Source organism: Candidatus Hydrogenedentota bacterium (assembly GCA_035450225.1).
Classification (GTDB): Bacteria; Hydrogenedentota; Hydrogenedentia; order Hydrogenedentales; family SLHB01; genus DSVR01.
Window position 1 is genome coordinate 1392 of record DAOTMJ010000028.1, and the last position, 20459, is coordinate 21850.

General features: G+C 59.5%; 16 protein-coding genes. All 16 read right to left on the minus strand.

The window, feature by feature from the left end:
* On the minus strand, positions 1 to 452 hold a 452-nt coding region (locus tag P5540_14080), incomplete at its 3' end, for a prepilin-type N-terminal cleavage/methylation domain-containing protein (GenBank protein HRT65945.1).
* An 88-nt stretch (positions 453 to 540) separates the two neighbouring features.
* Positions 541 to 1782: a type II secretion system inner membrane protein GspF gene (gspF, locus tag P5540_14085; GenBank protein HRT65946.1), complete on the minus strand. Its 1242-nt coding sequence runs from the start codon at positions 1780 to 1782 to the stop codon at positions 541 to 543.
* Between the two features lie 50 nt (positions 1783 to 1832).
* A complete protein-coding gene (locus tag P5540_14090) occupies positions 1833 to 3575 on the minus strand; it encodes an ATPase, T2SS/T4P/T4SS family (protein ID HRT65947.1) in 1743 nt (580 codons plus the stop codon).
* Positions 3576 to 3616: 41 nt separating this feature from the next.
* Entirely contained in the window at positions 3617 to 4729 is a 1113-nt protein-coding gene (locus tag P5540_14095; protein ID HRT65948.1) for a type IV pilus twitching motility protein PilT, read from the minus strand.
* A 12-nt stretch (positions 4730 to 4741) separates the two neighbouring features.
* A complete protein-coding gene (locus P5540_14100) occupies positions 4742 to 6619 on the minus strand; it encodes an ATPase, T2SS/T4P/T4SS family (protein ID HRT65949.1) in 1878 nt (625 codons plus the stop codon).
* A 369-nt stretch (positions 6620 to 6988) separates the two neighbouring features.
* The gene (locus tag P5540_14105) at positions 6989 to 7552 is read right to left on the minus strand and encodes a hypothetical protein (protein ID HRT65950.1); all 564 of its coding nucleotides are present in this window, start codon (positions 7550 to 7552) and stop codon (positions 6989 to 6991) included.
* Positions 7553 to 7604: 52 nt separating this feature from the next.
* Positions 7605 to 9005 carry a pilus assembly protein PilM gene (gene pilM / locus P5540_14110; protein ID HRT65951.1) on the minus strand — a complete coding sequence of 467 codons (1401 nt, stop codon included), beginning with the start codon at positions 9003 to 9005 and terminating at the stop codon, positions 7605 to 7607.
* A gap of 39 nt (positions 9006 to 9044) precedes the next feature.
* A complete protein-coding gene (locus P5540_14115; protein HRT65952.1) occupies positions 9045 to 10427 on the minus strand; it encodes a general secretion pathway protein GspK in 1383 nt (460 codons plus the stop codon).
* Position 10428: 1 nt separating this feature from the next.
* On the minus strand, positions 10429 to 11415 hold the full coding sequence (locus P5540_14120; GenBank protein HRT65953.1) for a prepilin-type N-terminal cleavage/methylation domain-containing protein: 987 nt from the start codon (positions 11413 to 11415) through the stop codon (positions 10429 to 10431).
* 143 nt (positions 11416 to 11558) lie between these two features.
* Complete coding sequence (locus P5540_14125; GenBank protein HRT65954.1) at positions 11559 to 12077, minus strand: prepilin-type N-terminal cleavage/methylation domain-containing protein; 519 nt, start codon at positions 12075 to 12077, stop codon at positions 11559 to 11561.
* Positions 12074 to 12949 (minus strand): prepilin-type N-terminal cleavage/methylation domain-containing protein, encoded by an 876-nt coding sequence (locus P5540_14130; GenBank protein HRT65955.1) that lies wholly within the window; start codon positions 12947 to 12949, stop codon positions 12074 to 12076. Before P5540_14130 ends, P5540_14125 begins: the two co-directional genes overlap by 4 nt.
* 106 nt (positions 12950 to 13055) lie before the next feature.
* Positions 13056 to 13490 carry a type II secretion system major pseudopilin GspG gene (gene gspG / locus P5540_14135; GenBank protein HRT65956.1) on the minus strand — a complete coding sequence of 145 codons (435 nt, stop codon included), beginning with the start codon at positions 13488 to 13490 and terminating at the stop codon, positions 13056 to 13058.
* Positions 13491 to 13590: 100 nt separating this feature from the next.
* A complete protein-coding gene (gene gspF, locus P5540_14140; GenBank protein ID HRT65957.1) occupies positions 13591 to 14835 on the minus strand; it encodes a type II secretion system inner membrane protein GspF in 1245 nt (414 codons plus the stop codon).
* Positions 14836 to 14868: 33 nt separating this feature from the next.
* On the minus strand, positions 14869 to 16605 hold the full coding sequence (gspE, locus tag P5540_14145; GenBank protein HRT65958.1) for a type II secretion system ATPase GspE: 1737 nt from the start codon (positions 16603 to 16605) through the stop codon (positions 14869 to 14871).
* A gap of 3 nt (positions 16606 to 16608) precedes the next feature.
* Positions 16609 to 19254: a type II secretion system secretin GspD gene (gspD, locus tag P5540_14150; GenBank protein ID HRT65959.1), complete on the minus strand. Its 2646-nt coding sequence runs from the start codon at positions 19252 to 19254 to the stop codon at positions 16609 to 16611.
* Positions 19255 to 19263: 9 nt separating this feature from the next.
* Positions 19264 to 20175 carry a type II secretion system protein N gene (locus tag P5540_14155; GenBank protein ID HRT65960.1) on the minus strand — a complete coding sequence of 304 codons (912 nt, stop codon included), beginning with the start codon at positions 20173 to 20175 and terminating at the stop codon, positions 19264 to 19266.
* Between the last annotated feature and the right edge of the window lie 284 nt (positions 20176 to 20459).

Below are 20459 nucleotides of genomic sequence, written 5' to 3' on the forward strand. Positions count from 1 at the left end.
TAGTTGGATCCCCATGGATCCCGTCCAATATCCATGTAACTGGTGCCCAATTTTCGCGCCACATCGCCGTCGAATACATAGCCCGCGGGAACGAGATCGGTCAATGTGGCGTCTTTTCCACGGCGCAGGAGTTCATAGAACATGTCCGTGTAGACATCGTAGATCGTGCGCCCCGCCGGCAACGTGTTCGCCATGGCCAGCATGGCGAGTCCGAAAGACACGGGGGCAGTTGTGTCCGCTCGTTTGAAGAAAGTGCCAAAATCCTTCCGGTCGGCGTCGGCAAGCATTTTGACGAGCGCGAGGTCGGCGTTTCGGATTTCGGAGGTAGCACGCGCCATGCGGCCCCGCGAGATCCAGTTGGACACCCGCGGCGCGACGGTGGCCGCGAGGATGGTGATGATGGCGATCACCACCAGTAGTTCAATCAGGGTGAAACCTCTTTTGTTCGACATATTCGCTCCTCCCCTCGTTCGTACCTCTCTACGATTGAGTGTTGTTGCAAGTCCAATGTGCATCATGTCATTGCCTTTCCAAGCGGCATCAGCCGCTGTTGCTGACCACGTCGCCGAGCGAGAAGATCGGCAGGTAAAGCGACACCACGATGAAGCCGATGATGCCGCCGAGAACGATGATGATGGCCGGTTCGAGCAGGGCCAGCATCGCCTCGACCGCCGCCTCGACTTCGGCGTCGTAGATATCGGCCACTTTCATGAGCATCGCGTCGAGGTTGCCGGTTTCCTCGCCGACGTCAATCATGTTCACCACCATCGCGGGGAAGACCTTGGATTCGTCGAGGGGCGCCGCGATAGTGTCGCCTTCCTTGATGCTGTCGTGGACCTTCTGGACGGCATTCTGGATGACCTCGTTGCCGATGGTTTCCTTGGTGATCTTGAGGGCCTGAAGGATGGGCACGCCGGAGGTGATGAGCGTGCCTAGGGTGCGGGCGAAACGCGCCACGGACACCTTCGTGATAAGGTCGCCCACCAAGGGAACCTTGAGCACCACCCGGTCGCGAATGCTGTTGACCTTCGCGCTTTTGCTCGAAATTTTGATCACGTCAACGATCGACGTGATAATCACCAGCAGTAGCCACCACCGGTACACCATGAAGTCGCCGGCGGACATGAGAAACCGCGTCGGCGCCGGCAACGTGCCGCCGAAGTCCGAAAACACATCCGCGAACACGGGCACGACCTTGACCAGCAGGAAACTCACGATGCCCGTGGCAATCACGATGACGGCGATCGGGTAAATGAGCGCGCCGCGCACCTTGCGTTTCAGCGCCTGGCGGCGTTCCATGAAGACCGCGAGGCGGTTCAAGACGGTTTCGAGCATACCGCCGACCTCGCCCGCGCGCACCATGTTCACATAGAGCCGGTCGAAACCCTTCGGGTGTTTGGCGAGGGCTTCGGCGAAGGTCGAACCGCTTTGGATGTCGCTGGCGATTTCGCGGAGCACGTCCTTGAGCTTGCAGGGTTTCTGCTGATGGATCAGCACGTTGAGACTGCGCAGCAGCGGAAGGCCGGCATCAATCAGCGTGGCCAGTTGGCGCGTCATGAGCATGATCTGCTTGCTCTTGAGCCCGCCGATGTAGAACTCGCTGATCCCGCCCTTTTCCTTGCGCGCGCGCTTTTCGTCGCTCTTCGTCGCGGGCCGGACCATGGTCGGGTAAAGGCCGAGCGTGCGCACGTCGTTGATGGCGAGCGCCTGTGTTTCGGCTTCCATCACGCCGAAGATTTCTTTGCCGTCCTTGTTCAGCGCCTTATAGGCATACTTGGCCATGTTCGGCTCCTTTCACGGCCGCCGGAGCATCCATCCGGCGCGGCGTCCTGTCATTCATCGTCATAGGCGTCCGTATGGGCGATGACTTCCTCGACACTGGTGATGCCCTGCACGCACTTGATGATTCCTTCCTCGCGCAGGGTGCGCATGCCTTGGTATTTCCGCGCATATTTGCGGATTTCGTAGGACATGGCGCGGTCCAGGATCATTTCGCAAATGCGCTCGTCCACGACGAGCATTTCAAAAAGGCCCGTCCGGCCCATGTAGCCCTTGAAATCGCAGCCGGGGCAGCCTTTGGGCCGGTAAAAACGCAATTTGGGGTTTTTCCGCCATGCTTCCGGCAAGCCGAGTCGATCCATTTCCTCCTGATCCGGCGCGTACTTTTCGCGGCAGTGACGGCAAAGGGTACGCAGGAGCCGCTGCGCGAGCACGGCTTCGAGCGACGCCGTTATCAGGAACGGCTCGACGTCCATGTCGAGCAGGCGCGTGATGGTTTCCGGCGCGCTGTTGGTGTGGAGCGTGCTCAGCACCAAATGGCCGGTGAGCGATGCCTCGACCGCGATCTCGGCGGTTTCAAGGTCGCGGATTTCGCCGACCATGATGATGTCCGGGTCCTGGCGCAGGATGGCGCGCAGGCAGGACGCGAACGTCAGCCCGATTTCCTCCTTGATTTGCACCTGGACCAGCCGTTCGATCTGAAGTTCGACCGGATCCTCGGTGGTGATGATCTTGACCTCGGGCGAATTGATCTCGTTGAGGCACGCGTAAAGCGTGGTGGTCTTGCCGGAACCCGTCGGACCGGTGACGAGGAAAATGCCGTTCGGTTTCGCGATGACGCGTTCGACGCTCTTTTTGACCTCCGGCGAAAAGCCGAGCACCTTGAGGTCTATCTTGACCGCGGTGCGATCGAGGATACGCATCACGAGGCATTCGCCGAACAGGGTCGGCAGGGTGGCCACGCGAATGTCAATCTCGCTGTCGCCGACCTTGAGTTCGATGCGCGCGTCCTGTGGCAGGCGGCGTTCGCCGATGTCCATGTTGCACATGACCTTCACGCGCGACACCAGCGCAAGGGACATGTTTTTCGGCGGACTGACAATTTCCTCGAGCGCCCCGTCAATCCGAAGGCGAATCCGGAAATAATCCTCGTAGATTTCGAAATGGATGTCAGACGCATGCTTCTGGACGGCTTCGAGCAGCACGAGGTTGACGATCTTGATAACTTCCGGTTCCTGCGCCAGTTCGACGAGGTTTTCCGTGTCGCCGATAATCTTCTGCTGGCCCAGTTCCTCTTCGGTCAGTTCGGAATCGCCGACCTTCGCGACGATTTCCTTCAGCGTTTCATGGATGGATTGCGATTCATACGTGTAGTTGGCCTTGATGCTGGCGGCGACGTCCGCGTGGTTGCTGATGGCGCCCTTGACGTCACAGCCGAGCAGTTGGCGGAGATCGTCCAACACCCGAAGGTTGAGCGGATCGGCCATGGCGACGACCAACGTGCCGTTGACTTCCCGTATCGGCACGATGTTGTAGAACCGGGCCACGTCCGGCGGAATGCGGCGCAGGACTTCGTCGCGGATTTTCAACTTGGGCAGGTCCACACGCTCCATGCCCATCTGAATGCCCAGCGCCTCGACAATGTCCTGTTCCTCGCACAGGCCCATCGAAACCAGCACACGGCCCATCATCTCGCCGGTGAGGCGTTGGCGCTGGGTGGCTTCGTCCAGTTCGAGCGGAGATATCACGCCCTGCTCGATCAGGATGTCGCCCAGTCTTTTTTCGCGAACCGCCATTGTCTAAACGCCCTGTGTCTGTTCCATCTTCGTTTCGTCCGCTACCGGCCGCCGGCGCCGGGTTTGGGCTTCGTGGGCTCCTCGCCGCCCACCGCGCCGCGGGCCTGCATCTCGAATTCCTCGGCCAACTGCGCCTTGGCCAACGCATCTTCGTATTTGATAATGCCGCGCCGGTACAGCGACAACAAATGCTCGTCAAGCAAACACATGCCGAATTTATGGCCGGTCTGGATGGCCGACGTGATTCGGTACGACTTGTTTTCGCGGATCAGGTTTTGAATGGCCGGCGTGGAAATCATGATCTCGAAGGCCGCCACGCGCCCGAAGCCGCTCTTTTTCGGAATGAGCGTCTGCGATATCACGGATTTCAGATTGCCGGCCAACTGCGTGCGGATCTGCTCCTGCTGGTTGGTCGGGAAGGCATCCACCAGACGGTCGATCGTGCGCACCGCGCCGGTCGTGTGCAGCGTTCCGAAGACCAAGTGGCCGGTTTCGGCGGCCGTTACCGCCGCCTCGATGGTTTCAAGGTCGCGCATTTCTCCAACGAGAATCACGTCGGGGTCCTGGCGCAGCACGCGGCGCAAGGCTTCGGCGAACGTCGGAACATCCACGCCGACCTCGCGCTGCATGATGATGCTCTTCTTGTGGGTGTGGTAATACTCGATCGGGTCTTCGATCGTCACGATATGATGGTCATAATTCGTGTTGATCCAGTCAATCATCGTGGCGAGGCTCGTGGTCTTTCCGGACCCCGTCGGCCCCGTCACCAGAATCAGCCCGCGCGGCTGGGTAATCACTTCCTTGAGCGTCGGCGGCAGGCCGATCTCCTCGAAGGTCAGGATCTGGCGGGGTATCAGGCGCAGCACAAGGCCCACGTAGCCCTTCTGCTTGAAAATCGAAACACGAAAACGGGCCACGTCCTCGAACGCGAAGCCGAAGTCCGATCCCCCCACTTCCTGGAGTTCCTGCTGATTGTCCACCGACGCGATGCTTTTCATGAGCCGCTCGGTGTCTTCCGCCGTCAGGGCATGCTCGCCGAAATACTGCAAATGGCCGTGGACCCGGCCCACCGGCGGGTTGTCCACCGTCAGGTGCAAGTCGGACCCTTCGCGGTCAATGAGCATTCGCAGCAGGTTCACCATGTCATACGCCATTGGTCATTCTCCTCACATGCCGGTGTCCGCCACGACCGGCTGGATCCGGTGCAGCGGTTCGTCAATCTTGGTCCGTTTGTTGACTTCTTCAATCGTCGTAATGCCCTGAAGCGCCTTGCGCCAGGCGTCCTCACGCATGGTGGCCATGCCCGCAAGACGCGCCGCGCGGCGCAACTCGATGGCCGAACAATGCGCCAGAATCATTTTGCGCAACTCGTCGGTATTTTCCAGCAGTTCGTAGCAGCCCAGCCGCCCCGCATACCCGGTGTGGTTGCAACTGTCGCACCCCGCGCCCTTGAACAATTCCACCTTGTTGGGATCCACGCCCGGAATCCCCAGACGATCCACCTCTTCCTGGGTCGGTTTGTACGGCTCCTTGCAATTCGAACAAATTGTCCGAACCAGCCGCTGGCCCAAAATGGCCCGGATGCCCGAGGCCACGAGGAAAGGCTTCAGGCCGATATCTATCATTCGGATGAACGCGCTGGCCGCGTCGTTGGTGTGAAGTGTTGAAAAGACCAAGTGGCCGGTCAGCGCCGCCTTGATGGCAATTTCGGCCGTTTCAAGGTCGCGGATTTCGCCCACCATTACGATGTCGGGGTCCTGGCGGAAGATCGCGCGCAAGGCCCGCGCGAAATTCCAGCCGATTTCGTGCTGAATCTGTACTTGGTTGATGCCGGACAACTGGTATTCGACCGGGTCCTCGACGGTGATCAACTTGACGTCGGGCTTGTTGAGCGTGTGCAGCGAGGCGTACAGCGTCGTCGTTTTGCCGGACCCCGTCGGCCCCGTCACCAGCACGACGCCCGTCGAATGGCTCAGCAGGCGTTCCCACGTGCGCTGATCCTCGGGCACGAATCCGAGTTGGCCAAGCCCCAGCATCAGGCCGCTTTTGTCGAGGATACGCATGACGATGCTTTCGCCGTAACACGATGGCAACGCGCTGACGCGCAGGTCCACCATTTTGCCGGCCAGATTGATCTTGATGCGTCCATCCTGCGGCACGCGCTTTTCGGAGATGTCCATGTTCGCGAGGATTTTCAGGCGCGAAATGATCGCGGCCTGCGCGCGTTTCGGAGGCAACGGCATCTCCTGCATCACGCCGTCAATCCGGTAACGCAGTTTCACATCCCGTTTGCCCGGTTCGAAATGGATATCGCTCGCCCGTAACCGGAACGCGTCCATGATGACATTGAACACGTAACGGACGACCGGACTGTCGTCGTCGTCTTCGTCCAATCCCGGGATGCCCGAAGACGCGCCCGCCTCGACGTCCATCTGGCCGATGCTCATGCTGTCCAGGCTGATGTCGTCCATGCTCAGGCTGCCCGCCGCGCTGCTCAGCGAACCGACCGCCGAACTCCCCCCCATGTTCGACATGGTGCTCAGCGTGCTCAGCGAACTTGAACTGCTCACGGACGACAGCATGGTCTCCACCGTCGCTTCCTGCAGTACGTAATATTTGGACAACGCATGACTGATTTCTTCGGGCGTGGCAAGTTCCGGGCGCACCGGCCGGTCCAGCAGGCGCTGCAAATCGTCGAGCCGGTTGATGTTCGTCGGATCCGCGGTGGCTATCACCAGCGTTTGCCCTTCCTCGCGCAAGGGAATCACGCGGTAGATCGTCGCAATATTCGAATCAATCATTCCACGGATGCGCTCGGGAATGTCCAGATTCGATATCTGCACGACTGGAATGTTAAGTTGATCCGCTAGCCCCTCGGTGATGTGACTCTTGGCGATGTACCCCAACCGCACCAGGATTTCTCCCAGTTTCCGGTTGCTCATCGTCGTCTGCTGGCGGTGAATCGCCTCGTTGAGTTGTTCTTGGGTAATAATCCCGCGCTCAACAAGACGTTGACCGAACAGTGAATACCCTTGTCCAGCCATCGCTTTCGCGTCCTCTGTTGCCTGTCTCTATCCTACCAGATCCAAGCCGATTTTGTCAATGTAAAAAGTGATATTCAATATTGATATTCCTGTACTTACAATCAATTTTGTCAACAATTTACTTGGCATATTTAGCAGTATAACAGGGCTTTTCATGCCCCTCGACACCAACCGGTAATGGCAACACTTTCCCATTCCGCCGGGGTCGTTTCAAAAAAACCACCGACCACCGGCGACCACATGTCTCTACAAACGCCATAGAACCCCTCCCCATCGAGTTGTTCCAGCGTCATTCTTCACGATACGCCGGCAAATGTCAAGAAAAAACGAGGGCGCGCACCGAGGAAATCGGGAGCGTTTTCCTTGGCGCTAGGCGTTGGATGCCGCCGGCGCCTTGGGCGTCATAAAGGTCAGGTCGCAATCGAGCCCTTTGTTGTCGCCCGCGGATCGCAGATGATCCATGCGATAGAGGACGATGAGTTTGTTGCTGGAGTAAATTTTGTGGAGGAGATCCGTCAGTTCGGCAAGCGAAACACCGGTCAGGCGCAACTGAACCATGGCGACGTCCGCCAGCGCTTCCCGTCGTTCCCCGCGCGGCTTGGCGTTTTCGAGATTGGCCCTGTTCTTGAGGTTGGTTTCGGTGAGCAAGGCATTCATAAAAGACCAGAGATCGAAATCCGGTTTTCGTTCGCGCAACAGGGCCATGACTTGCTCTTGCCCCCGCAGACGGGCCGATTCGCTTTTTTTGGCCTCGCTCAACTGGGTTACGCGCTGGCGGAGTTCATCGAGTTGGTCCTCGGCTTGCCGGTATTTTTTCCATGGCCCGGTATAGATGAACAAGGCCATGAACACCACAAAAATAACGGCTATCAGGCACGCCAGCGATTCCCATCGTGTCTGTTGTATCGTATTCTTTGTTTCTTTCGATGCCATGACATCCTTTTCCCGGCTGGGCGGCCCGCCGCCACGATTGTTTCATTCTTCTCTAGGAAGTCTTTCGTTTCGCCACAATCCTGAACGTGGATCGTCCCTCGCCAAGTTTCAATTCCGGTTCTTCGATGGAAAAGAGCGACGACTGCCGCAACGCCGCCACGGCCGCGCTAAACCCCGCATCGTCCCTGACCTCCCCCTTGATGTCAATCCACGGCAAATTGGGGGCATCGGGCCGTTCGATGCGGATTTCCGTGACGGCGGCCTTGTCGTTGGGCAATTTCGCGGCGATTTCCTGCAAGATATCAAGTAATATCGGGGCTTGGAAATATTCCGTCGGCACATTGACACCCTGTCCCTGCAAGGCGAGTACTTCGCTCTCCAAAGTCTGTATTTCGGCTTGCAGGCGACTGGCCTCTTCCACGCTTTTGAATCGCCCGTGGTAGAAATGCCACGCGATACCGGCGAGGACCAGCAGCACCATGCAACACAACGCCATCACATGCGGCGCCAGATCCTTCGTCCTGTTGGCATAGGCCAGCCCATTCTGCCGGAAATTGAGCGAACATCCGCCGCCGGCCGCTCCCTGAGCCACGCCGATCAATCCGGCCCACCGATGCATGCCCCCGCCCGACGTCTGTTGCGCCGCGCGAAACGTCTTCACCGAATCCATCCAATTCACGTGGGAAACGGGTATCGGAAACGAGTCGGCGAAGGCCTTTTGCAGTTCTTCCCCAACATGGCCCGTAATCGTCAACGAAGCCACCTCGCCGCCGCCGCGCCATCCGGCCAGAAACGCCCGGATCGAATTCTGCGTCTCCCGCGGCAGCCGGTCCGGCGTCGTCACCAGATGGCGAAAATAGGCCAAGGCGCGGTTGTTCAAAATGGACAGCACCGCTCCGTCTTCCCCCACGTGCAACAGGGCGTGCAGTCCCTTTTTGGGCGCATGCGCGGCTCTCCACAACCCCGCAAGCCCGATGGCATCCAAATCCACGCCTTCGGGATCGATACCCGCCGATTGCAACAGGGCCAGTTGTTCCTCGATGACCGCGCGCCGTACACCCACGGCCAACACGTCCGTCTGGTGATCCACTTCGATCACGGGCAAAAAGTCCACGCTCAACTCTTCGATCGGAAACGCCAGATACGGTTCCAATTCAAAGCGAACCGCCGCCGCCACTTTTCGGGCGCGGCGAAACGGAATCGTCAGCGTCCGGACAATCGCATGGAAACTCGACAAACACAACACCCATGCCGCCGGACGCCCCTTCACTTGCCGAACCGCTTCGGCAACCGCCCGTTGAAGCGCCTCCGGCCGTTCCTCGGGCGTGGTGTATTCGGCGCGGACCTCGTGCAGCGCAAGCACCTTGGGCAGCCGGCGCCCCGAACGGACCACAGCCACCCGCACCACGTCGCCGGCAATTTCGACCGCCGCTATTTTCGCTTTTAGGGCCATCTGTTGCTCCTATGTTCGACAATCCTACCGCATTGCGGTTTACCGAATCACGCGCCAATCCAGAATGTGAAAAGCCTCCAGCGCATTCGAGGACGTCGTCTGGCTCCCCGGATTGAACGCCTTCAATCCGGCCACTTTTCGGGCATTGAAACTTCGCCCCGCCGTCTGCGGGCTTGTCTGCATGCTTCGCGCTTCCATCGGCGTCCGGAAGACAAAGGCCTCGATGCGCGCCATCGCGCCGTTGCAGACGCCGTCGCCGCAAATCTTGAACATGGTGCTCGACACCGAGAGGGCATCGGCGCCCGTTTCCAGCGGCGCCTGTTGTTGCGATTGCCGCGATTGTTTTGGTTCTTTGCCGGAGGGGGAACCGGCGGTAACCGAAGCGCCGGTCGCAAGGGCAGCCTGCATGTCCGGAGTCATCAACGGAATCGGCGGACACCCTGTCTCCTGCTGCATCATCTGAAGCGATTCGAACGGTTCCGTCGTGCGGCGTCGAACGATTTCCTCGACGGGCGCCGCATTGCCGCCGTTTGCGGAAGTAATCAGGGCTTCCAGCACCTCGGGCCGCGCCGTGTTCACGTTCACAATGCCTTGCGGGTCGCCGTGTACTGTCAGGAGATCCGACAGCCCCGGATTCGTCTGATCGGGCCGCATGGGATCCATAATCGGCGCCGCGCCCGTTTCCGTCCGATTGCAGTTGAAATAGAGGTCCGGGGTAATCCCCTGGATCAGCAGCAATTCCTCAACGGAATTCATCGGGCCGTTCTTGCAGGAATACGGCGATTCCAGCGATTGATACTCGTCGGATTCCGCGCCGTTGCTTCGGGTGTCGTTGTCGGTGTCGAGCCAGTCCAGGATGGCGTCCGTTGGATCATCCTCGACACCCATGGCAAGAAACAGCGCCCGCAGCGCATTGACCATCACCGGGTTTTCCTGCTGATTCCCGTTCGCATCGGTTATCAACATCGCGTTCAGATTCAGTTTGCCCATTTCGTCGTCAATGGAACATTGCATGCGCGCCCTATTGATGGGCTGCATGGGAAGACCCTGTCCCCATGGATCGTGAATGCTGTCGGAGGGGGGCGTTTGCCCCGCAGCGGCCTGCGGTACATTTTGCCCCGCCTGGCGCTGCTGATACTGTCGCAATGCCTGTCGCATCGGATCGGAACCGCCGCCCGTGTTGGACGGCGGCAGGATCAGATCCGATTCAAGCAGGGCAAGCCCCTGCGCCACGGCGGATTTTGCCGCGACATACGCCTCGAATTCATCCCGCCGGTTGCCCGTCAGCGAAGCCTGCACCTGCGTTTCGTAGGAAAACTCCACCACGATGGCGCTGAGCAGCAGAATGAACATCAGAACAACAAGCAGGGCCACGCCGCCGTCGCTCCGGGCAAGATGATTTTTGTGGTTCGCCGGCGGCATGTCAGCGGTTCTCCCGGGCGTTGTTCGCGGTATTCGCGTTTTGGGAAGCCGTTGTGGACGGCAAAACGCCCGTGCCCGTGGCCGGCAACAGTCCCGGTCCCGCACCCCAAACACCGCCCGCGGATGTGCCTTGCAGGATCTGGAGCCACGTGGCGGCATCGGTATGCACGCCGCTGGCCATGGGAATGGGCACATACATCTGAAAATCGCCCTCGTCTTCAACGGTCAAGGCCCGTGGGCCGCCGTCCGCCTCTTCATCCGGCGACCGCGCAAAATTCACTTGGATTCGGATGCACCAAGGCAATCGCATCATGCCCATCGAATCCCATTCCTCCAGCCAGTCCTTGCCATCGAAATACAAAAAACTCACAGCCTCGACCGGAAGGGTCCATGTGGGCGTGACGCCGCCGGACGGTTCAATCAAATCGTCTGAACTCATAACGGAACGCAACTGCCGCTCCAGCGCACCGCTGGATGCAAACACCACCCTTTCGGACGGTTCGCGGATCAAACGTTCGCGGGCCTCGAACAACAGAGAGGATCGATCGTCGGTCTCTGCCGCGAACGCGCCCTGGCCTTCCGCGGGCTTGTCTTCCGCCTCGCCATAGGTAACCCGCTTCAGCAATCCCGGTTCCGAGGCGCCGCCCATCAATGGCGCCGAGGAGCAAAATTCAAGCGAATCAATGCCGCCGGTCCCTTTTTTCCCGACAAGCTGGCATTGGGGGTTCTGAAATCCCGGATCGACATATAAGGAGGAAAGGCTCGAACTAAAATTGCGAAGCAGGAAATCGCGGGCGCGCAGTTCGGTTTCCTGCAGGCGCGCGGTTTCCGTGGCGTTGGTAACGGCCTCGAGGCATTCGTAAACGATTCCCACCACAATGACCAACACGCTGATGGCAATGAGGATTTCGAGCAGCGTGAAGCCGGCGCGCGATCCGGAACATTGCGAACCGCGAACGGACAGGCGCGACAAAAAACCAAACCGCACGCCTCTCGGTTCTCCGACAAGAGGGAAACGGCCATGCGTATAGGATGCGAAACAAGACGTTTTAAGAAAAGTGGATCCGACTGATCCGTCTGAGCCGTCCGATCCGCCCAATCCTCTTGTCTGCCCAATCCGCATTGGCATGGTCATTGTCCCAAGTGGTAGATATACATCGTCATTTGGGTCTCGCCCGATGACGGGGTGTCCGTGCCGGAGGAAGGCCCTTTTACCGAAACGACCACCTCATACAACGGTAATCCTTGCTGGGTGCCGGCGGGCTGCGCGGCAAACGAATAGGAATAATCCGGATACCGGTTTCCAAAGTTGCCCGATCCGCTGAGCGAACCCGCCATGACCTGCAATTCGGCCTGTCCCATCGCTTCTTCGATAAATTGCTGTGTAAGGACTTGATCGCGCGTATCGGCGTGCAGGCGCAAGGCGTTGAAATGGGCATCCAATAAAACCAACGCCGACAGACCCAAAATGGCCAGAGCCACCATCACTTCGATCAACGTGAAACCGTCCGCCTTGAGAAGAACGGCGGACGGCGGACAGCGGAAGGAAGAGTTTCGAACATGAGCATCAACACGAGCAAGCCAAGCCCAACCGCCCGCCGCCCGACGACAACCACCAATACCCTGCTCGAATTGCGGATGGGTTCTCATTGCACGGCGCCCTCGCCGAGCACCTCTTCCATGCTTCGCTTGCCTTCCGTCACGCGGGTATTCCCCGTAATCGGATCGAGCACCACGGTCAACGAATCCCCGTCTTCCCCCGTAAGATGGATCAATACGGGGCGCAAGAGGCCCGTCGGTTCGATTTCGATATCGGCTTCGCCCTTGCTGTATTCATCCGCGCCGGCCTGTACCTTTTCGATATATACGCCCTCCGCGACATTCGTCCGTTCGAGCATCGGATCATAGATGGCCGTATCCTCCTCGCCGGAATCGTCCAGACGAAACGGTTTATCGAAAAGCGGACCGATTTCGTCGAGAATGCCTTCTCGCTTGATTTGTTTGGCGCGGCCCATCAGGCGCGCCCGGGCAAACCCGTCGAACCGTTGCCGGAATTCAAGCGCCTGCTGGATCATGTCCTCCCGTTTCAGACCCTCCCCGTCCTGAAGATTGTCGAACATTTCCGCCAGATTGCCGTCCACAGCCAATCCGCCCATGCTTGCGCCCCGCCCCCCGCTCATGCTGCCATGCAGGGGATCATCGGACGATGGCGTTGACGTTTTCTTGTCTTTTCGATCGGGATAATTCGCCTCGGATTCGGCCGCCGCCATTTCATCGTAAGAGGGTCCGTTCTTGAAGGCCCAATACGCCTGCTTGTCCAGGTCGAAACGGATGACGATGGGGGTCCGCGCCATGGCGGCATAGGCGACGGCATAGCGGGTAAACGCGGCAAGGTGGCGTGCCGCCCCGTCGAGACGGCTCACGGCGATCGCCGGCAACAACTGCGGAAGCGAAACCGCCGCGATAAAACCGATCAGCGCGATCACCACGCAAAGTTCGATCAATGTAAAGCCACGCGCCATTGCCTCTTTCCAAACATAAACCCGCTGCCGGCGTTCCGGCAACGGGTCGAAAAAACCTGCGATCGGCCGCCAAGTTCACGAACCGGGACGCCAGCCGTCATGAACGCTATTTGGCCTCTTCCCCGCTGCTGTCAATGTCGGCGTCGTATCCCGACCCCCCGGGGCGTCCGTCCGCCCCGTAGCTGATCACGCGAAATTCGCGCGCACTGTCGGAGGAGTATTGATACTCATTGCCCCAGGGATCCTTGGGGATCGAAGCGGCATCCAGGAATTTGATGCCTTTTTCATTGTCAATCAATGCGCCCAACCCCTCGGCCGTTGTCGGAAACCGGTTGAATTTCAACCGGTACGCCAGCAGGGCGGTCTTGAAACTCCGAATTTGCGACTTGGCCTGGGCCACCGAGGCGTCGTCCATCGCGCCGATAACATTGTAGCCCACGATCGTGGCCAGAATGGCGATGATCGAAATGACCACCATCAGTTCAATCAGCGTGAAGCCCGCCCGGTTTCGGCGGCGTCTGTTTTCACTCTCCGCATTCATCGCACCCGTTCCTTTCGGATTGCCTTCACCCATCCATACTTGAAAAACGAAACCCGCACCCCGTTTGGGGGACAGGATCGCGTCACTATTGTATCATGCCCTATAACTGCCGGCTCATGTTGAGAATCGGCAACAAAATCGAAAACACCAAAAATCCGACGAAAAGCCCCATAATCACGATAATGACGGGTTCCATCAGCGATACCATGGCGTCCATGGCCAGCCGCACATCCTCATCGTAGGTGTCCGCCACCTTGAGGAGCATGCCTTCCATTTCGCCGCTGCGCTGGCCGAGGTCCACCATGTGGATCAGCATCGGCGGGAACAGTCCGGACTCGCGCAGCGGTTGGGCCAAATCCTTGCCGCGCCGCACGCCCGCCTTCACTTCGGCCAGCGCCTCTTCGATGACCCGGTTGTCCACGACGGTCCGGACCACGTCCATGGCCTGCATCATCGGCAGCCCGCTTTCGAGCATCGTGCCGAGGGTTCGGGCAAAGCGCGCCGTAATCAGTTTGATTTGGAGCCCGCCGTAGACCGGCGCCTTGAGTTTGATCCGGTCCCACCGCATGCGCCCCGCTTGCGTGACCACCCAAATCCGCCACAGGAAGAAAAGCCCCGCCGCCGCAAGCAACAGGATCCACCAATAGTCGCCGATAAACCGGCTCACGCCTATCAGGACCTTGGTGACGCCGGGAAGTTCCTGTTTTTGTTTCTCGAAAATGAGTGTAATCCGGGGTACTATCACGAGCATCATGAAGATGATGACGCCGACGGCAAACAACGCCATGAACATCGGATACATGAGCGTCGAAATGATGCGCGACTTCAGTTTTGCCTGGTGTTCAAGAATGTCGGCCAGCCGGAAAAGCACCTGTTCGAGCGCGCCGCCGGCCTCGCCCGCGCCCACCATGTTGCTGTACAGGCTGGAGAAGACCTTGGGGTGGCGGGCCAGCGCGTCGGCCAGTGAACTGCCGCCCTTGACCTTGTCGCGGATGTCGTAGAGGGCCTTTTTGAGCCGGGGCTTGGAAGTCTGGGCAAGGGTGGCGCCCAAGGCTTCGACCAGCGGCATGCCGGCATGCAGCAGCACCGCAAATTGACGCGTCATCATCGCGATGTCGCGAACGGAAACGCGCCCAAAGGACAACTGGCGGCGGCGCGATTCGCCGGGGGAAGCCTCGACGGCCGCCACGGCGGAAACCTTGTCGCCCTTCGCCTCGACGATTTCCGTGGGGAAAAGTCCCTGCTCGCGAAGTTTGCGGCGGGCCGTGGCAGGGGAATCGGCGTCAATCACGCCGCGCGTGCTGCGCCCTGATTTCATGATGGCCTTGTATTCGTAGATTGCCATGATGTGTGACCGGTTTCCGCCGGATGCGCGGCTTTATTCCATGACCTCATCCATGAGGTCGTCGCGTGTGACGCGCAGGATCTCTTCGACCGTCGTCATGCCGAGCGCCACTTTCGCGGCGCCATCTTCACGAAGCGTCCGCATGCCGTGTTTCATCGCCTCGCGTTTGATGATGTTCGAGTCCACGCCCTTCAGGGTCAATTCCTGAACGCGCGGGGTCATCACAAGCAACTCGAAGATGCCCGTGCGACCGAAATACCCGCGTCCCTGACACCGTTCGCAGCCTTTGCCGCGATAAACCGTATGGCCCAGCATGTCCGCCGAAACGCCCAAATCGCGCAGGCTTTCCGGATCGGGCGTGTAGGCTTCCTTGCATTCGGGGCAGATGCGGCGGACCAAGCGCTGGGCCATGATGGCGATGGTGGAAGAGGTCACGAGGAATGGTTCGATGCCCATGTTGATCAGGCGCGTGATCGCCCCGGCGCTGTCGTTGGTGTGCAGCGTCGCAAAAACCAAATGGCCGGTCAGCGACGCCTGAATGGCCATTTCGGCCGTTTCGTGATCGCGGATTTCGCCGACCAGAATGACGTCCGGGTCCTGGCGGAGGATATGGCGAAGCCCCGCCGCGAACGTCAGTCCGATTTTCGGGCGGACCTGTATTTGACCGATGCCCGGCATCAGGTACTCGATGGGATCCTCGACCGTGATGATGTTTTTGTCCGGCGAGTTCACGCGCTGGAGCGCGGCATACAGGGTGGTGGATTTTCCAGAGCCGGTCGGGCCGGTTACCAGGATGATCCCGTGCGATTGCGTGATCAGTTTGTCCACCAGGCTGTAATCCAGTTTCGACATGCCGAGCTGCTCAAGGCTGAAAAGGAAATTGCCCTTTTCCAAGATGCGCATGACCACCCGTTCCCCGTGCGCCACGGGAATTACCGACACGCGAATGTCTATTTCCTTGCCGCTGAGCCGGATCTTGATGCGGCCGTCCTGCGGCAGGCGGTGTTCGGCAATGTTCAGGCTCGCCATGATCTTGATGCGCGACGTGACGGCCGCCTGCTGCGATTTCGGCACGACGAATTTCTCGTACAACACGCCGTCAATGCGGTACCGGACGCGGACGTCGCGCTCGAAAGGTTCGACGTGGATATCGGAGGCGCGTTCGCGGACGGCGCCGGAAATCAGCAGGTTGATAAGGCGGATGATCGGCGCCTCGTTGGCCAGATCCAGCAGATCGCGCTCCGATTCGAGGGCGTCGAGCGTCTGATAGGCCGTCTCGCCTTCCTCCTCGCTCATGGCGATCGTGCCGATCATGTCCGCGGCGCTCTCCCCCTGCTGCTCGAAGTAGTTGTCTATAATCGCCTGGATGTCTGCCTTGCGGCACAGGACCGGCTGGACGGGTCCGTTCAGGAGCAGGCGCAGGTCGTCGAGCGGCAAAAGATTGGCCGGATCGTGCAGCGCCACGTAGTAACCGGCGCCGTTGCGTTGGTACGGCACCATCTGGTATTCGCGGATAAAGTTGATGGGCACCTTCGTCGTCAGCGACGTGTCCACCTGTTTTTGGATGTTGGGCTCGAACGGCATGCCGTACTGCCGGCCAAGGGCCTCGAGAAGATGGTCTTCCTGCACGTACCCCAAATCCGACAGCAGGGCGTCGAGGCGCTTGGGGCGGATCTTTTGCAATTCGAGCGCCTCGTTGATCTGTTCCTGGTGGACATAGCCCAATTCGAGCAGGATGCCGGCCAGTTCCTGTTCTTGCGTGCTGGCCATCGTTTACCTTTCGATATCCCCGCGGCCGAATGTTTCCTTATTTTCCATCATTTTCTCGGTGCGCTCGACGCTGGGTCGGTGCGTGTTGCGCATGTGGCTGCCTTTTCTGACCTTTTTGATAATCCCCTTTTGGAACAGGATATCCACGTTCTCGTCGTGGAATTCTTTCATTTTGTACTGGGAAATCCGGTCGAGATCGGCCCCTTCCTTGATGATGTGAGGCGTCACCAACACGACCATGTTCTGCTTGTTCCGGCTGTTGTTCTTGCTCCCGAACGCCCATCCGATCAACGGCAGGCTGCCCAGGATCGGCGTCTGGTTTTTCGTGTGGCTGGTGGATTCGGTGATCAACCCGCCGATGACGCCCGTGCAGCCGTCCTTGACGACCACGTTGTTCGTCACCTTCGATTTGTTCAGGGTGGGCCCAAGGTTGTTGGCGTCTATCGAACTGTTGGTCGCCTGCGACGAGACCTCGATTTCCGTTTCGAGCGAGATGTAGTCGCCTTCGTTGATATGCGGCTTGACTTTCATCTTCACGCCGACGTCCTGCCGCGTCACGGAACTCGCCCCGTATCCGTAATAGGGATTGTAGTACTGGTTGGCTCCGCCGCCGATTGTGCTTGAGCCGGGGTTCGTGTAGGTGGGCCGCGACGTGACGATCGGCAATTCCTGGCCCACGACGATATTGGCTTCCTGGTTGTCCTGGGTGGTCAGGCTCGGCTGCGAGAGGATGTCCGTGTCGGTCAGCGTTTGAAGCGATTTGATCAAGAGCGGAACAAAGGGAAGGTGGATGCGCCGCTTGCCCAGTCCGGGGACATCTATGATCGCCGTGATATCCCGATAGACGCCGGCGGTGAACTGGCCGCCGGAAGCCAGCGTCAGCAGGGAAGCGGCCGTCGCGATCTGGCCGGTCGCCAATTGGTTGGCAAGGCCCGTGGCGGTCGTCGCCGAGGCCAGACCCGCCGCCGCGGTCGTAAGACCGGTCGCCTGAGTCGCCATCATGTCGGTTCCGGTGGTGACGAATCCGTCACTACCCGTCAGGCTCGCTGCGTTGACGTTGAGTTCAAACTTGTCGTTGAGCGTGACGTTCATGATGATGGATTCGACCAGCACCTGCCGTTGGGGAATGTCCAATTGCGCGATGATTTCCTTGATCAACTTGTAGTCCTGTGGCGACGCCAGGATGATCAGCGAATTGTTTTCCTCGTAGCGGGTTACAATGACTTTCTTTTCAAAGGGCTGGATCTCGCCCGATTGGGCGGGCGCTTTTTCGGTGCCCTGCCGGGGGCCGGTGCCGAGAATGGCGTTTAGGGCCTTCTCGACCTTCTCGGAATCGGCGTTGAGCAGCTTGTAGATGTTCATGTTGTTCGCTTCATAGGGCGTGGGAGTGTCGAGTTTGGCGACGAGGTCGCGCACGCGCTTCATCAACTCCGCACTGGCGACGACGATAAGCGAATTGAGACGATCATCGGGTACGATGCGAAGCGTTTCGTCGCGGCTGCCCGTAACAGTCGAGACACTCTGTCCGGGCACGGTCGGCCGCGTCGAGGGACGCACCACCGGCTGGGGCGGCCGGGCAACGGCCGGCTGACCGGGACGCGGCGCACCGCCCGCGCTGCCCAACAGGACTTCCTGAATCTGCTGCGCCAGGACCTCGGCCCGAGAATATTCAAGCGTGAAAATTTCCATCTCGCTGTCGAAACCGGGAACGTCCACCTCCTCGATAAAGGTAAAAATACGGCGGAGTCCGTCGGTTGTATCGGTGATAATCAGCGTGTTCGTCTTTTGGTAGGCATGCACCTGCACGACCTTGGATCCGAGATTCTGGCAGATCGGCATGATCTCCGCGCTGTCGGCGTGCTGAAGCTGGACGACATGCGTCTGAAGTTGATCGTACATGTCCGCGGGCAGATCGCCCACGCCCTTCTTGATGGGAATCTTTTCGAGGAGATCGTTTGCCGGGACAATCTTGACCAGCTTGCCGCCAAGGGTTTCAACCATCGAGAAATTGCGGGATTGCAGGATGGACTGGAGAACCTGGTAGGCCATTTCGGGCGGTATTTTGCTGTGGGTGATAATCGTGACCTTGGCGGCGGCAATCGAGGGATCCACATCGAAATTCTTGCCGGTCATGCGCGCGATGGCGGCGACTACCTCGCTCAAGTCCTGATTGTTGAAATCGAAGGAAATGGGTTCTGTGGGCGTGGCGCCATCCTTGGGCAAGGGATCTTCGGTGGCCGGCCCGTCGGAGGACGGTTCCGCCTTGGTCTGGCCCGAACCGCGGATGGCCGGGATCGCATTGCGCATCTCGCTCGGCCTCATCGCCGGTCGCACGGGCTTGGGCCGCACGGGTAACGCGCGCGGCGGCGGAGCGGGCGGCGGCGGAGCAGGCGGTTCCTGGGGCTGGACAATCTCGGTGTCCTCCTCGACGGGCGCTTCGACGGGCGGCACATGAACTTCCGGCGGCAGGGGCATGGTCTCTTCGACAGGCGCCGCATCGTGCAGAGGCGGCGCGGCATCCACATTCTCCGCCGGATCCTGCGCATGGGTCCAACCCATCCAAAGACATGCCGCAAACGCGACAGCCGCCCATCGTATGCAGCGGCGCATGGCCACGTTTGCCCCGTGATAATGCGAGGTCCTGTTCATAGCGTTCCCTCAGTCCAGCTTGTAAGTGATGACCATCGGTTTCCCATCGCGCAGAATGCCAATACGGAACGTGTTCGAGTTCCGGTATTTATTGATAATCTCCATGATTTTTTCCTGGCTGTCGATCGGTTCGTTGTTCACGGTCTGGAGAATGTCGCCGTTACGCACGTCCAGCGTCTTCGCCAGGGGAACCGATTCGATGTTGTTCGCGGTGATGCCGGCGATATTGCCCGACTCGTCGCGATACAACTCCGGCCGGACCTGGGTCACCAAGTCCGCGTAATTGGTCACCACCTCCTGGATCAATTCCGTCTTGTTCAGGTTGATGCGATTGCCCGGCCCCGGCGGAGGCGGAGGCGGCGCCGAAGGCTTCGGCGCGCGCGACGCCATCTGCGTTTGGCCGGTTTCCGCGGTTTCGGCGCGAAGCACTTCGCGGCGGTTCGCGTTTTTGTTGAACAGAATGACCTTTTTCGGATGGATCTCCTCGAGCGTCACGTTTTCAACAACCTGCTGGCCCACGAAGAACGCGCCGACCTTGCCGCTATCCTGGTTGAGAATGAGCGCCGTCGCGAACAAGTCCTTCGGCGACGTGGCCGCCGTGCCGCATAACTGCAAACGCAGTTCGGTGTCTTTCTCGTCCGGTTCCGGGGGCGGCGGAGGCGCCTCCTGAACCGCCGCCGCCGCGGGGCCGAACAGGCCGCTGGCCACGAGGCCATCGTATTCCGTGCGCGCCTTCGGCAACGCCAGCGAACCCGCGGCGCTGTCCGGCTCGACCGGTATGGCCGCGGCCACGGACGGCTTGCCGCGCGGCAGATAACGGAGAAGATCCCCGTACCACGCCGCCACGCCCAGAATGACGCCCAGCGCCAGCAGCCGTTCCCCGGCCACAAACGCCCGGCGTATCGCTAACCCTCGCAGCATCTATACCTCTGAACCAAAGACACACGACCACACCGCGGCCGCGGTGTGTCCAAGCGGATGCGCACTATCCCGTTTCTCCTGTAAAACGCCCGCCAGGCAAAACGCGTTGACGCCGCCGCGCAATAAACCCTTGCCAAAAGGCGACATGCCCTGTTGTATTCCCGCCAGCATAAACGAATTTGTTCCCCTACGCAAATTGGCCGTTGACGGGAAAACGGGGAAAAAACAGGCTTCCCCCCCGCAGCCCCATTGAAATTCGGCATCGGCCATCGAAAACGCATCAA

What these genes read in the sequence shown, in the direction of transcription:
- gspF (HRT65946.1), bottom strand. Translation starts at nt 1,782, where the DNA reads ATGGCCAAGTATGCCTATAAGGCGCTGAACAAGGACGGCAAAGAAATC.
- P5540_14090 (HRT65947.1), bottom strand. Translation starts at nt 3,575, where the DNA reads ATGGCGGTTCGCGAAAAAAGACTGGGCGACATCCTGATCGAGCAGGGC.
- P5540_14095 (HRT65948.1), bottom strand. Translation starts at nt 4,729, where the DNA reads ATGGCGTATGACATGGTGAACCTGCTGCGAATGCTCATTGACCGCGAA.
- P5540_14100 (HRT65949.1), bottom strand. Translation starts at nt 6,619, where the DNA reads ATGGCTGGACAAGGGTATTCACTGTTCGGTCAACGTCTTGTTGAGCGC.
- P5540_14105 (HRT65950.1), bottom strand. Translation starts at nt 7,552, where the DNA reads ATGGCATCGAAAGAAACAAAGAATACGATACAACAGACACGATGGGAA.
- pilM (HRT65951.1), bottom strand. Translation starts at nt 9,005, where the DNA reads ATGGCCCTAAAAGCGAAAATAGCGGCGGTCGAAATTGCCGGCGACGTG.
- P5540_14115 (HRT65952.1), bottom strand. Translation starts at nt 10,427, where the DNA reads ATGCCGCCGGCGAACCACAAAAATCATCTTGCCCGGAGCGACGGCGGC.
- P5540_14125 (HRT65954.1), bottom strand. Translation starts at nt 12,077, where the DNA reads ATGAGAACCCATCCGCAATTCGAGCAGGGTATTGGTGGTTGTCGTCGG.
- P5540_14130 (HRT65955.1), bottom strand. Translation starts at nt 12,949, where the DNA reads ATGGCGCGTGGCTTTACATTGATCGAACTTTGCGTGGTGATCGCGCTG.
- gspG (HRT65956.1), bottom strand. Translation starts at nt 13,490, where the DNA reads ATGAATGCGGAGAGTGAAAACAGACGCCGCCGAAACCGGGCGGGCTTC.
- gspF (HRT65957.1), bottom strand. Translation starts at nt 14,835, where the DNA reads ATGGCAATCTACGAATACAAGGCCATCATGAAATCAGGGCGCAGCACG.
- gspE (HRT65958.1), bottom strand. Translation starts at nt 16,605, where the DNA reads ATGGCCAGCACGCAAGAACAGGAACTGGCCGGCATCCTGCTCGAATTG.
- gspD (HRT65959.1), bottom strand. Translation starts at nt 19,254, where the DNA reads ATGAACAGGACCTCGCATTATCACGGGGCAAACGTGGCCATGCGCCGC.
- P5540_14155 (HRT65960.1), bottom strand. Translation starts at nt 20,175, where the DNA reads ATGCTGCGAGGGTTAGCGATACGCCGGGCGTTTGTGGCCGGGGAACGG.